Origin of the sequence: Microbacterium koreense, from assembly GCF_042677105.1 — a bacterium.
GTDB lineage: Bacteria > Actinomycetota > Actinomycetes > Actinomycetales > Microbacteriaceae > Microbacterium > Microbacterium koreense.
Genome location: NZ_JBHTIM010000001.1, coordinates 1 through 13,785, shown reverse-complemented (window position 1 = coordinate 13,785; position 13,785 = coordinate 1). Strand labels below are relative to the sequence as shown.

At 66.7% G+C, this 13,785-nt stretch carries 7 protein-coding genes; 4 read left to right on the top strand and 3 right to left on the bottom strand.

The annotated features are described in order from the left end of the window. The first annotated feature begins 12 nt into the window (after positions 1 to 12). Together fusA and tuf are read left to right on the top strand one after the other, a co-directional pair. Positions 13 to 2,127 carry an elongation factor G gene (gene fusA / locus ACFQZV_RS00035; RefSeq protein ID WP_378752242.1) on the top strand — a complete coding sequence of 705 codons (2,115 nt, stop codon included), beginning with the start codon at positions 13 to 15 and terminating at the stop codon, positions 2,125 to 2,127. A 154-nt stretch (positions 2,128 to 2,281) separates the two neighbouring features. Further along, a complete protein-coding gene (tuf, locus tag ACFQZV_RS00030; protein WP_378752244.1) occupies positions 2,282 to 3,475 on the top strand; it encodes an elongation factor Tu in 1,194 nt (397 codons plus the stop codon). Between the two features lie 100 nt (positions 3,476 to 3,575). Here tuf and ACFQZV_RS00025 read toward each other — a convergent pair whose 3' ends face one another. The 3 genes from ACFQZV_RS00025 to ACFQZV_RS00015 are packed head-to-tail and all read right to left on the bottom strand — an operon-like array spanning position 3,576 to position 6,741. After that, entirely contained in the window at positions 3,576 to 4,697 is a 1,122-nt protein-coding gene (locus tag ACFQZV_RS00025) for a Dyp-type peroxidase (protein WP_378752246.1), read from the bottom strand. Further along, positions 4,694 to 5,422, bottom strand: a complete 729-nt coding sequence (locus ACFQZV_RS00020; RefSeq protein WP_378752248.1) for a hypothetical protein — start codon at positions 5,420 to 5,422, stop codon at positions 4,694 to 4,696. Before ACFQZV_RS00020 ends, ACFQZV_RS00025 begins: the two co-directional genes overlap by 4 nt. Further along, a complete protein-coding gene (locus tag ACFQZV_RS00015; RefSeq protein ID WP_378752250.1) occupies positions 5,422 to 6,741 on the bottom strand; it encodes a right-handed parallel beta-helix repeat-containing protein in 1,320 nt (439 codons plus the stop codon). Before ACFQZV_RS00015 ends, ACFQZV_RS00020 begins: the two co-directional genes overlap by 1 nt. A 231-nt stretch (positions 6,742 to 6,972) precedes the next feature. On the opposite strand from ACFQZV_RS00015, the gene ACFQZV_RS00010 reads away from it, so the two are divergent. Then, positions 6,973 to 10,305 carry an SdrD B-like domain-containing protein gene (locus ACFQZV_RS00010; RefSeq protein ID WP_378752252.1) on the top strand — a complete coding sequence of 1,111 codons (3,333 nt, stop codon included), beginning with the start codon at positions 6,973 to 6,975 and terminating at the stop codon, positions 10,303 to 10,305. Between the two features lie 192 nt (positions 10,306 to 10,497). Next, a complete protein-coding gene (locus ACFQZV_RS00005) occupies positions 10,498 to 13,575 on the top strand; it encodes an LPXTG cell wall anchor domain-containing protein (protein WP_378752254.1) in 3,078 nt (1,025 codons plus the stop codon). The last annotated feature ends 210 nt before the right edge of the window (positions 13,576 to 13,785 follow it).

The following is a 13,785-nucleotide window of genomic DNA, read 5'->3' as shown; positions in this document are numbered from 1 at the left end:
GGAAGACACCCCGTGGCACAAGAAGTGCTCACCGACCTCACCAAGGTCCGCAACATCGGCATCATGGCGCACATCGATGCCGGCAAGACGACGACGACCGAGCGCATCCTGTTCTACACGGGCGTCAACCACAAGATCGGCGAGACGCACGACGGTGCGGCCACGACCGACTGGATGGAGCAGGAGCAGGAGCGCGGCATCACGATCACGTCGGCCGCCGTCACCTGTTTCTGGGAGAACAACCAGATCAACATCATCGACACCCCGGGTCACGTCGACTTCACGGTCGAGGTGGAGCGCTCGCTCCGTGTCCTCGACGGTGCCGTCGCCGTCTTCGACGGCAAGGAGGGTGTCGAGCCCCAGTCCGAGACGGTGTGGCGTCAGGCCGACAAGTACGACGTTCCGCGCATCTGCTTCGTCAACAAGATGGACAAGCTCGGCGCCGACTTCTACTTCACCGTGGACACGATCGTGTCGCGTTTGAAGGCCAAGCCGCTCGTGCTGCAGATCCCGATCGGCGCAGAGAACGACTTCGTCGGCGTCATCGACCTCGTCTACATGCGCGCACTCGTGTGGCCCGGCGACGCCAAGGGCGACGTGACCATGGGCGCCAAGTACGAGATCCAGGAGATCCCGGCTGATCTCGCCGACCGCGCGGCGGAGTACCGCGAGAAGCTCCTCGAGACCGTCGCCGAGTCCGACGACGCGCTGCTGGAGAAGTACTTCGGTGGCGAGGAGCTCACCCCCGAAGAGATCAAGGGCGCGATCCGCAAGCTCACGATCGCCAGCGAGGTCTACCCGGTCCTGTGTGGTTCGGCGTTCAAGAACCGCGGCGTGCAGCCGATGCTCGACGCGGTCGTGGACTACCTGCCTTCGCCCCTGGACGTCCCCTCGATCGAGGCGCACGACCCCAAGGACGAAGAGCGCATCATCGAGCGTCACGCCGACCGCGACGAGCCGTTCGCGGCGCTCGCGTTCAAGGTCGTCTCGCACCCGTTCTTCGGGCGTCTCACGTACATCCGCGTGTACTCGGGTCACCTCGACTCGGGTTCGCAGGTCGTCAACTCGACCAAGGGCAAGAAGGAGCGCATCGGGAAGATCTTCCAGATGCACGCCAACAAGGAGAACCCCGTCGACTCGGTCACCGCGGGCCACATCTACGCCGTCATCGGTCTGAAGGACACGACGACCGGTGACACGCTGTCGGACTCCGACAACCAGGTCGTCCTCGAGTCGATGACGTTCCCCGAGCCGGTCATCGAGGTCGCCATCGAGCCGAAGACCAAGGCCGACCAGGAGAAGCTGGGTCTGGCGATCCAGAAGCTCGCCGAAGAGGACCCGACGTTCCGCGTGGAGCAGAACGCCGAGACCGGCCAGACGGTCATCAAGGGCATGGGCGAGTTGCACCTCGACATCCTCGTGGACCGCATGAAGCGCGAGTTCAAGGTCGAGGCGAACGTCGGAAAGCCCCAGGTGGCCTACCGCGAGACGATCCGCAAGACCGTCGAGAAGCACGACTACACCCACAAGAAGCAGACGGGTGGATCGGGACAGTTCGCGAAGATCCAGTTCACGATCGAGCCTCTCGAGGTCACGGCCGACAAGACGTACGAGTTCGAGAACAAGGTCACCGGTGGCCGCATCCCGCGCGAGTACATCGGGCCCACCGACCTCGGCTTCCAGGACGCCATGAACGTCGGCGTGCTCGCCGGCTACCCCATGGTGGGTGTCAAGGCGATCCTCCTCGACGGTGCGTCGCACGACGTCGACTCGTCGGAGATGGCGTTCAAGATCGCCGGCTCGATGGGCTTCAAGGAGGCCATCCGCCGCGCGAACCCCGTCATCCTCGAGCCGATCATGGCCGTCGAGGTGCGCACGCCCGAGGAATACATGGGTGACGTCATCGGCGACCTGAACTCGCGTCGTGGACAGGTGCAGTCGATGGAAGACGCCGCCGGCGTCAAGGTGGTGCGTGCCAACGTTCCGCTTTCCGAAATGTTCGGTTACATCGGCGACCTGCGTTCGAAGACCTCCGGTCGTGCCGTCTACTCCATGGAGTTCGACAGCTACGCCGAGGTCCCGCGCAACGTCATGGACGAGATCGTCCAGAAGACCAAGGGCGAGTAATCGTCCTCGGATGCCGGGGGCCCGGCTCCCGGCATCCGTTCTACAACTTCACAGACTCACACGAACCGCTCTACTAAGGTAGAGAAATCCCCGTAGAGAACCGGCCGCACACCAGCGCCCGGAACTTCTACACGACCGTCCTGAGGAGGACCCAGTGGCTAAGGCCAAGTTCGAGCGGACCAAGCCGCACGTGAACATCGGAACGATCGGTCACGTCGACCACGGCAAGACCACGCTCACCGCCGCAATCTCGAAGGTGCTCGCCGACAAGTACCCGTCGGCCACCAACGTGCAGCGTGACTTCCAGTCGATCGACTCGGCTCCCGAAGAGCGTCAGCGCGGTATCACGATCAACATCTCGCACGTCGAGTACGAGACCCCGAAGCGTCACTACGCACACGTCGACGCCCCGGGTCACGCCGACTACATCAAGAACATGATCACCGGTGCTGCGCAGATGGACGGCGCGATCCTCGTCGTCGCGGCCACCGATGGCCCGATGGCGCAGACGCGTGAGCACGTTCTGCTCGCCAAGCAGGTCGGTGTTCCGTACCTGCTCGTCGCGCTCAACAAGTCCGACATGGTCGACGACGAAGAGATCCTGGAGCTCGTCGAGCTCGAGGTTCGCGAGCTTCTCTCGTCGCAGGACTTCGACGGCGACAACGCCCCCGTCATCCGCGTTTCGGGCCTCAAGGCTCTCGAGGGTGACGAGCAGTGGGTCAACAGCGTCATCGAGCTCATGGAAGCCGTCGACGAGTCGATCCCGGACCCGGTGCGTGACAAGGACAAGCCGTTCCTCATGCCCGTCGAGGACGTCTTCACCATCACCGGCCGTGGAACGGTCGTGACCGGTCGCGCCGAGCGCGGCACGCTCGCGATCAACTCGGAGGTCGAGATCGTGGGTCTGCGCCCGACGCAGAAGACGATCGTCACCGGTATCGAGATGTTCCACAAGCAGCTCGACGAGGCGTGGGCCGGCGAGAACTGTGGTCTGCTCCTTCGCGGCACCAAGCGTGACGACGTCGAGCGCGGCCAGGTCGTCGTGAAGCCCGGTTCGGTCACCCCGCACACCAACTTCGAGGGCACGGCGTACATCCTGTCCAAGGAAGAGGGCGGCCGTCACAACCCGTTCTTCACGAACTACCGTCCGCAGTTCTACTTCCGCACCACCGACGTCACCGGCGTCATCACGCTGCCCGAGGGCACCGAGATGGTCATGCCCGGCGACACCACCGACATGACGGTCGAGCTGATCCAGCCGATCGCCATGGAGGACGGTCTCGGCTTCGCCATCCGTGAGGGTGGCCGCACGGTCGGTGCCGGAACGGTGACCAAGATCATCAAGTAATCCCTTCGCGTCGCGTGCGACGTGTAGAAAGGCCCCTCGGACCACCCGGGGGGCCTTTTCTGTTGCGCTCACACGTTTCGGGCGCTCCGGGGAGCGTGGATTACAACATCGAACCGAGCGGACGATCGGCGGTGAAGCCCGGAAGGATCAGGAACGCCGCGGTTGCGGTCGGGGTGCTGAAGGTCATCAGCTCGTCCATGTCGTCCATTCGCAACTGCGTCCGTGTGAAGGTGCCGATGTCCTTCTGGAACGAGATGAAGAGGTGGCCATGGTCGTCAGCAGAAGTGCGGTAGCCATAGCTGCGTCGCAACATGAGCCCGCTTCCCGTGAAGGACGGGTGCGCAGCCCGTACATGGGAGTGCGCAGGCGTGAGGAATGTCCCGTCCGCGGACTTCGCCGTGAGGTTCACCTCGTCGTGGAGGACGCCGCCGGACAAAGGTGCGCCCGTGCCCTGCTCGCGGCCGATGATCTGATCGCGGCGCGTCGTGGACAACGCGCGGAATCGGTCGGTGGCCAATCGGAAGCGCCGAATCACACAGATGGTTCCGCCCGCGAACGGTCCGTCTGAAATCCAGACCTCGCGATCCAGTTCCTCGGTGCCCCGAGGAATCACGACGCCGTCGTGGTAGCCGAAAGGGTTGCGCACGATGTCACCGTCGGGGGTGCCGCGGAACCCCAGGTCCGACCAACGCAGACGCCACCCCGCGATCGTCTCCGTGACAACGGCGGCCGCCGGCTCGAGCACCGTCGGATCATCGGCATTCAGGCTGATGTACAGATCACCGCCACGCCGATCCGCTCGGAGCGCCTCGTCGCCGGCGAAAGTCGGAAGCGTGAGGAGATGTGAAATCCCGGGATGACCGGATGCGGAGAGCACGCGGGGTCCGACGCCGACCGTGACCGAGAGGTCGCCCGACGCGGGTACCGTGGGTTCGGTCCCCGAGGCCAGAGCGCGAACGCGATCGCCGAGAGTGGCGAGGGAGGCGCGGATGGCGCCGGGATCTACGTCGGCGACCATCACGAGACACGTGCGTTGGGGCGTCTGCGGACGCGCGATTCCGGCTTGGTGCATACCGGTCGCGGCGATGGTTGTGACTTCGCCGGGGTCGCCGTCGGTCCACGCGCGGCCGGCGATCACCCCCGCCGCACCGACCGCGACTGCGCCCGCGCCGGCGAACAGCGCGCGGCGCGAGAACCGGCTGTCGTGATCCCCGGGTGTCATCCGCCCTGCTCCACGAGGTCGTCGGGGAGGGTGAGGCGTTCTCCCGGCGCATCCTCGAAGATGACCGACTCCCATTCGCCGCCCAATCGCATGTCGACGCGCAGGATGAGTCCCGAGCCGTCGACCCATAGATGCAGCGGCGACGCGTCCGGGGCGAGGGGAGGTGCGGCGGGGTCACGAACGAGCTCATCTGGAGGTGCGGCGAACACCGTCACCGGGATGCCTTCCACATCATCTTCCCGGAGCCACAGTGCGCCCGACTGCTGGAGGATGAGCGGGTTGTCCGGACGGTCGATGCCCAATGCACCGAGGGCCGCGAGGAAGGCATCGAGTCGGGAGATCGTCGGGTCGATGGGGTGCGTGGTCCACTCCGCACCGGCGCCGGGCACGGGCAAAGGGGGCAGGTCTCCGTTCGCCACTGAAAGGCGGGCAGTGCCGGCGGTGACACCCGTCCACAACAGCGCACGGGTGGATCCCGCGGTCGTGAGCGTGGCGTAGCCGAGTCGCGCGGGGTAGTCGACCCAGCCGACGAGGTCGACCTCGACACCGCGGTCGGTGATCGAGGCGCGAAAGGTGCGGCTGCCGAGGTCGTAGTTGCGGAAGCGCGCTGTCGCGAGGAGTTGCGCTTCCTCGGTGGTCACGGGGCGATCGGCCGGCGCGGCCGGCGCGCATCCGCCGAGAACCACAGCCGTGGCCAGGACGACGACCGCGACTCGAAGCCACATCACCGCGTTCCGATCCGGTCGGCCAGGAAGCCCGAGGACGGCGCGGGGAACTGCGCCGCATCCGGGAGGGTGATCCTCGCCGGCAGTGGCGGGTATGAATCGCGGGCGCGAAGGTTCGGCTGCGGTCGCGGCGGAGCGACGCGGAGGAAACTCACTCCGACCGGTGCCGCGGGGTCGTCGAGCGACGCGACCGCGGACTGGGTCGTGGTGGCGTCCGCGCATGCCGCGTGGAGTTCTCGCGCGAGCGACGCCGGTGCGCTCGTCAACGGATCACCGGATTCGACACAGTTGCCGACGGCCGGCGTCCGCGATGCGGAGACATCTGCCACGTCGATGGCGTTGTCGTCGAAGACCGTATCGACGAATGAGTTGTCAGCGGTGGGGATGTCTTCCGTGTTGGACAACACGATGCCCGCTCGCGGATGCCCGGCCACGCGGTTCTCGGAGAACGTGTTGTCCTGTCCGCCGGCCAGACCGATGCCGATACCGAACCCGCCTTCGGCATGGGCGGGGGAGTCGTCGGACGCATTGTTCGAGATGAGATTGCCGACGACGGTCGTGCCGCGCTGTGGGGTGAACGCCTCCTGATAGCTCGAGAGGATCGCGACGCCGACCCGGTTGTCGCTGAATCGGTTGCCGGCGACCATCAGGGAGTCGCTGGCGTTCGCGTTCTCGAAACCCACCGCGTTGCGTTCCGCGACGTTTCCCGTGACGAGGATGTCGCACTCGACGCATTGACCGACGTAGAAGCCACTGTCCGCCGAGCCGGATGCGTAAGAATCACGGATGACGCCATGTCGCGCGTTGAACGCGTAGATGCCGTAGAGCCCGTTGTTGTACGCGGTCACATGATCGACGAGGAATCGCTCCAGAGGTGGAAAAACCGTCGGATCCCAACGTCGGTACCCGTCGGCCGTGGGCGCTGACGGTCCCGACTCGTCGTGAAGCCCGGTGAAGAGGACGCCGTAGAACGTCGCGGAGTGCACAGTCAGGTTCTCGACCCGTACGCCGTCCGCCGTCACGACCACGCCGTACGGGCGGATACCTCCGCCGTCGATGATCGTGTCGTTCCGACTCTCACCACGAACGGTGACGCCGGGGGTGTCGATCGACAGCTGCTCGGCGTAGACACCGGGCCCGATGACGATCATCCCGTCCTCGTCAACCAGGTGTGCCGCCTCCGTGAGCGTCGCCACGTCGTCCGGAACATGGATGAGCGCTCGTGACTCGGACGATGCGCATGCGACGCCCGTCGGGATCACAGCGCACGCCATCGCGACGAAGGCGAGGATGCGTGCGATTCGGCGCCGGGCTGCCACCGTTCGAATCTATGTCGGCCTCCGTGGCCGCGAGTGGCCCGATGGAGCCCGATCCGTGCCGCGAGGCATCGGAATCGTGCCGCGGGTGTGGCTCTTCGGGACCTCGTGGGCCGCCGGCTGGATACCGTGGCGTCCACGTGCGCCTCCCCGAGGCGCGTCCGGGGACCTGGGGAGGCCGCTGTGCGAAGTGCTTTTCGTTCCGTCGTGGTGGGCGCCGCTGTCATCGGGATGATGGCTACAGCAGTCGGCGTCGGGTCGGTTCCGGCGTTCGCCGCGGCCGGATCGATACAGGGAATGGTGTTCCTCGACTTCGACGGCGACGGTGTGTTCGACACCGGTAACACTCCCAGCAGCGGCATACCCAACGACCAGCCTGTCGCGGACGTCACCGTCGCCGCCTACGACAGCACGAACGGGCAGGTCGGGGCGGCGGTCGTCACCTCTGCGACCGGCACGTACGCCATCGACACCGGCTCGGTGCCGGACGGAACGCCCTTGCGTATCGAGTTCACCGGGTTGCCCGCGTCCTCATTCGACGGCTTCCACGGCGAGGATTCTGGAACGAGCGTCCAGTTCGTGGACGCCGGCGCAGAGAACGTCGACTTCTCGGTCGTCGTGCCCGCGTACTTCAGCTCGCCCGGTGCCGCGGGTGAGGTCCCACTCGTCCAGTCGATTCAGCGCGGTGCGAATCGGAATGCGACAGGTGGTGGGGCCGCCGCCAATGTCACCCAACCTTCGGTCGTGTCGATCCCCTGGAATGTGCCCGACAACCGCGGCGCCGCGGACATTCCCGCCACCTGGGCGCAGTATCGGACCACGATCGCCCTCACGCCGCAGACGGGCTCACTCGGCGGCTCCACGTTCGATCGCGTGCGGGGCAATCTCTTCGCCGCAGCCGAGTTCCGCCGCTTCGCCGACCTCGGTCCACTCGGTCTGGGCGGCATCTACATCATCGAGGACGTGCTCAAAGCCGATGGGACGATCGAGTCGCCGAGCGACCTCACCGCGGACATCGGATTCGTCGACGTCGCGACGCTCGGCGTCGATGTGGGACAGTCTTTGACGGAACTGCAGCCGAACGCTCTCACGGCCGTCGCCCGCGGGCTCGGCGACACCACGGTCAATCCGGCGACTTTCACCGCCCAAGACCCGACGGCCTACGAGTGGGCCGGACGTGCGGGGATCGGCGGCATCGCGATGAGTTCGGATTCGTCGCTGCTCTACTTCGTCAATCGCTTCGACAGTCGGCTCTATGCCTTGGCGTTGCCGGCGGATCTGAACGATGCCCCCACCCTCGCCGGTACATGGGATCTGGGCCTTGCGGCCGACGACCAGGCATCGGCGATCGTCGTCGACGAGGGCACCGTATACGTGGGTGTCGTCGGAACCGGCGGACAGCTGTCCGCAGCGCTACCCGGCGATGTAGCCGATCCCGGTTCGTCGACGGCGACCGGGTCCCTCCGGGTGTACTCGGCATCTGAGACCGACGGCGCCCTGCGCAACGGTGCATCCTTCTCGCAGGTGTTGAGTCGGAACCTCGCGACCGATTATCCGCGCGGGGTGCCGATCATGCCGTCGGCGAACGACGCGTCCACGGTGCCCGACCGCTTCAAGGTCTGGCACAACTGGACGAACGAATGGGATGCGGCGACCTTCACCGTGTTGCCACGCACGAATCCGGGAATCTCGTGGAGCCAGCCGATCCTCAGTGACCTTGAGATGACCGCCGACGGCTACCTCGTCCTCACCCTCTCGGATCGGTTCGCGTTGCAGAACGGTGTGTACAACATCGCTCCGACGGGTGGCGGCACGCTCTACTACGCGTTCGCTCAGGGGGACGTGCTCGTGGCTTCACCGACTCTCCACCTCGAAGACGACGGTGAGGTGGCAGGGCTGACACGGACGTGGACGAACACGACGAACTTGCCGACCCAGGGCGTCGGGGGTGGCGAGTTCTTCGACGACAACGTCGACCAGGGTGGCTGGCGACATGACGAGAACGGGCTGGGATGGTCGGCGAGCTTTCCGGGCGTCGACCAGATCGCCACCTCCGCCTATGACCCGGTGCCGCCGAACCTCGACGTCGCAGGCGTCAGGTTCCAGTCGGCGTCGGGCGGGGTCGCTGCGCGTGGATTCATCCAGACCACGCCGACCGGCGGCTTCTTCCAAAAGGCCGGCGGGCTCGGATCGGTGTCCCTGCTCCTCAATGAAGCTCCCGTCGAAATCGGGAACCGCGTCTGGCTGGATGCCGACCTGAACGGTCGCCAGGACCCCGACGAACCCGCGATCAACGGCGCCCCGGTGGACCTGTTCGCTGCCGATGCCGAGGGCACGCCGCAGGGCACCGCCCTCGCATCGACCGTGACCGCCGCGGTCGACGGCGCTCCCGGCACGTATTACTTCTCGTCCGTCGACACGGAGGGCCTCGAACCCGATGGTGAGTACGTCGTCGTCTTCGGGACAGCGGCCGGAACGGTCGCGCTGGCAGGCGAGAACGCGACTCACCCGGGCTTTGCAGGTCTCGACTGGGGCGACCTGCGACTCACACGTCAGATGTCGGACCTCGCGCAGGCGACGACCGACTCGAATCCTGACCCCACGACGGGTGAGGCGCCGGTGTCGGTGGGAGGTCCCGGTGAGAACGACCACTCCATCGATGCAGGCTTCGTCGCGTTCGGGTCCTTCACCGTCGACAAGGTCCTCGACGCCGGCGGGGCTACGCCGGTCGAGGGGCAGGTCTTCACGGTCGAGGTCACAGAGGCCGTGAACTTCCGTGGCGAGGACCGGCTCGGGGCGGGGAGTACGTACGTGTATCCGTCCGACACCGCAGCGTGGAACCCTGCATGGGTCGGCGACTGGGCGGTCACGCCGACGGAGTTCTCCTTCGAGATCATCGCCGGGGAGCCGCGTCCGGTCGGTGACACCTCGCCGCAGAAGCTGCCGGTGGGGTACTCACTGACTCTCGTTGAGGCGGATGCGGACAACGCTGCGGACGTGCGCTACGAGCCGCCGTCGACCGCCGGCGATGCCGCCAAGGTGTTGATCACGCCGGCGGATGGCCGGCCGATCACGGTCACGGTGACGAACACGTTGCTGCCGGACGGATCCTTCACGATCGAAAAGCTGCTCGACGGTGATCCCGCGGCGATGGCCGCCGCATCCGACGTACGCTTTCGGGTGACCTGGACGAGCGATACAGGACCGCGCGGCGAAGTCGTCGTCACGGGCGGTCAGATCTCCGAAGCGATCGTCGTTCCGGCGGGCTCGACGGTCACGGTCGCCGAGGCAGAGCCCGACGATCTGCCGTCGGATGTGCGATCGAGCGCCCAATCGTGGACCGGGGACGGCGTCGAGACACTCGACGACGGGAGCGCTCGGTTCGTCGTGGAGTCGGATGCGTCGATCGCCGTTTCCGTGACGAACACGGTGACCGACGTTCCGCCGATGCCCACGACCGGGTCGGAGGTGCCGTGGTGGATGATCGTCGCCGGTTCATCGGCGATCGCGCTCGGTGCACTCGCGCTGATGGTCGGGCATCGTCGGGCTCGCGCAGCACGCCTGTGACGTCATCGTGATCGACCGCCCTTCGCGACGGCACCTCAGGATTTCCTCAGTACGTCCTTAAGTCCGGCCAGATTCGACGGTATCTCCCGTCGTGGTCAATGACGGACGGACGACCGCGCGAACGGAACCGCGTGGAGTGCGAACGCGTGCACCAGGGAGCACGCACGCGCGGGTCGGTCCTGAGGGGGATCGATGATCGAGCAGGGTATTGGCGTGCGCCGGCACGTGCGCGGCCAGCGCCGGCCGGCTGTGCGTCTGCGCGCTTTCGCCGCAAGCGTGGGAATCGCGGCGCTCGTTGTCGGGCTCCTCGGCGCGGGGGGCGTGGCTTCTGCGACGGCAGCAGATGCTGTGCCGTCTTCGGAGGGCGGGTCCGAGCTTTCAGGGGCCTCGACGCCGTCGCCGAGCGCCACCATCGAGGTCTCCGACGCGAGCGACGACGCGACGGCTCCTGAGGCGGCGCCCGCCGCCGGTACAGCCGCGATCCAAGACAGCGCCGACGCGGAGTCGGAGTCCGGTACGCCCGCCACCGACGCCGAGTCGCGCACGCTCACTGTCGAGCCCGTCGCTCCCGATGTCGCGCCGCTGTCGATTCCGAACCCCGGTCCGGGAAACGTCGTGATCAGCGTCAAGGTCGCCGGTGACCGCATCGGCGGTACCGAGATCACGGGCACCGGTCTTGCGGGCGTGCACCTGCGGCTCGGGCCGTCGGCCGGCAACACGGCGAGCTGGCAGAGCTACACATGGGCGACCTGCGTCTCCGATGTCGACGGAGACTGCAACTTCGTGATCCCCGTGAAGACCTCGGGCAGCACAGATGCGAACGGCATGCGCACCGATGCCGATCCATGGGTCCACCAGATCTCCGCGCCGACCGGCTGGCGGTTGAACACCAGCCTCCGCACGGGGCACGGTAACGGAACCTCGGCGCCGAACACGAACGTCCCCTACCGCTTTCAGGTCGATCAGACACTGCAGGCCGGGCGCGCGTATCGCTCCACGGATTCGCCATCGTTCATGCGCACAGACCCCGGCGATGTCCAGGATCTCGCCACGTCGAGCGGTGTGTGGCAGATTCCGCGCGTGAACCCCGGAGCGCCCCTGCAGTGTGGGGCGGACTACGGCGTGCTCATCGATCTCTCGAGCTCGATCGGGTCGCAGTTGCCTGCCGCGATCGACGCCGTCGACACCTTCGTCGACGCGCTGCGCGGCACTCCGTCCCGCGTCGGCTTGTTCTCGTTCGATCGATTTAGCCCGGCGTCGGAAGGTGGCGAGTCAGCGACGCTGCGGAGCGTGCGAACCCAGGCCGAAGCGAATGTCGTGAAGAACATGTATGACGACTGGGAGATCGGCTCCGGGACCAACTGGGACGCGGGGCTCCACCGAGTCGCAACAGCTCCTGTCGACTACGACGTCGTGATCGTGCTCACCGACGGCAACCCGACGGCATATGGCACGACGGCGAACAACCGAGTCAATGGGTGGAACGGATTGCGTGACATCGAAGCGGGCGTTCTCTCATCCAACCTCATCAAGTCCAAAGGCACGCGCGTCGTCACGATCGGCGTCGGTGCCGGGGCGAGCGGACTTTCGGAACTCAACCTGCAGGCGATTTCGGGCCCGGTCCGCAACAGCGACTACTTCCAGGTCGGCAACTACAACCAAGCTGCCACGACGCTCGCAAGCATCGCCAAAGGCAACTGTGAGGGTTCGATCGACGTCGTCAAGCGCGTGATCGCGCCGGACGCGGTCATCCCGTCGAACCCCACGAAGACGGATCTGGATGCCGTGTCGACCCCCGTCCCGGGCTGGCAGGTCAACGGCGTCAGCACCGGAGCCGGCGTCTCGTTCGGCACGCCGGCCGGGCCGTGGACGACCGACGGCGCGGGGGGCGCCACGATTCCGCTCCTCTTTCCGACGCCACGCGCGACCGGGCCCGTCACGTGGACCGAGACCCAACAGAGCGGATACTCGGTGCAGCCGGTGCGGGCGGACGCGTCGGCGCCGCCGCGCAATGCGGTCTGCGTGAACACCGAGACGGGCAACCCCGTTTCGGTCAGCGACGCCGGCACGATCGCGACGCCGGGCGTGTCGTTGCCGGTCGCGGTCAACACCGCCATCGAGTGCACGATCTACAACCGGCCCGCGACCGCGAGCATCAGTGTGACGAAGAAATGGGTCGTCGACGGCGAGGTCTTCGAGCACGGCGCGCAGCCGACCGATCTCACTGCCCGACTTCGTCTCACCGGGCCCGGCGCCGCGGGGGCCACCGACCAGCCCTGGGGCACAGCGCGTGACGGCTACCTGATCGGGCAGACGGTCACCGTGTCTGAGACCGTCGGTCTCGGAGCGATGGCGGGATGCACATCGTCCGCCGCGATCACCTCGATCAACGCAGTCACGACGAACATCGTGCTGGGCGCGGGTGGGAACCCGATCGCGCTCACGCATCCGGAGAACACGGCGACGGTGACCAACACCGTGACCTGCGAGCAGGAACTGACGCTCGTCAAGGAGGTGTCGGCCGGAACCGAGCCGACGGACTCATGGACGCTGTCGGCCAGCGGCCCCTCAGATGCTCTGCCCGGACCGATCGGTCGGCATTCCGAGGCGAACGCGGTCTCGGCCCCGGTGTCGCCGGCGGTCGCGTACTCGCTCTCTGAGTCCGGGGGGCCGGCGACCTACGTGCAGACCGACGCGTGGCAGTGCGTCCGGACGTCCGACGGCGCCACGCCGGTACCCGTCGATGCCGGCAACGTGCGCGTGCCTGCGGGCATCGACGTCACCTGCACGGTCACGAATGCGACCGCGACGATCACGCTGATCAAGCGTGTACGCGGTGACGGCGCCGGTGTGCCCGGGGATTGGCATCTCACGGCGACTCCTGCCGGAGGTCTGGACCTTGATCCGCTGACCGTGGAAGGTCAGGGCGGAATACAGACCCCGAACACCGTCGAGGTGCGTCCGGGCCACACGTACACACTCTCGGAGGCGCTCGCCGACCCGACGTCGCCCTTGGCCTACCGGCTGTGGCGCCTCCAGGTGCGTGACACCGACGGCTCCTGGACGACCCTCACCGACGCGCAGATCGTCGCGCCGCCGGCCGGTGAGACCGCCGTGTACCGCTTCGTCAACGAAGCGATCCCGGCGATCGCGCTTCCGCTCACCGGGGGAGCGGCCACGGACCTCTTCGTCATCGCCGGCGGCGGAATCGTCGCCGTTGCGATGCTCGGGCTCGTCCTCGTGTGGCGCCGAAGGCGTGCCATGGCGTAGCCCGGCCGCAGCAGAACCAGCAAGACAACAGAACAGAAAGACCAGACCCGTAGGGGAGAGGGAAATGAACGAAAAAGTGAAGGGCGGTTTCGCGCGTCGCGTGGCTGCTGTGGTGGGTGCTTCGGTGCTTGCTGTGGCGGGGGTTGTGGCGTTTGCGGGGCCTGCGTCGGCGGCGCCGGCGAATGTTCCGACGGATCCGGGGTCGTTGAC

Bases quoted from the DNA above. Each gene is read 5' to 3' on its own strand.
- ACFQZV_RS00025 (WP_378752246.1), bottom strand. From the start codon at position 4,697: ATGACACCCGGGGATCACGACAGCCGGTTCTCGCGCCGCGCGCTGTTC.
- ACFQZV_RS00020 (WP_378752248.1), bottom strand. From the start codon at position 5,422: ATGTGGCTTCGAGTCGCGGTCGTCGTCCTGGCCACGGCTGTGGTTCTC.
- ACFQZV_RS00010 (WP_378752252.1), top strand. From the start codon at position 6,973: ATGGCTACAGCAGTCGGCGTCGGGTCGGTTCCGGCGTTCGCCGCGGCC.
- ACFQZV_RS00005 (WP_378752254.1), top strand. From the start codon at position 10,498: ATGATCGAGCAGGGTATTGGCGTGCGCCGGCACGTGCGCGGCCAGCGC.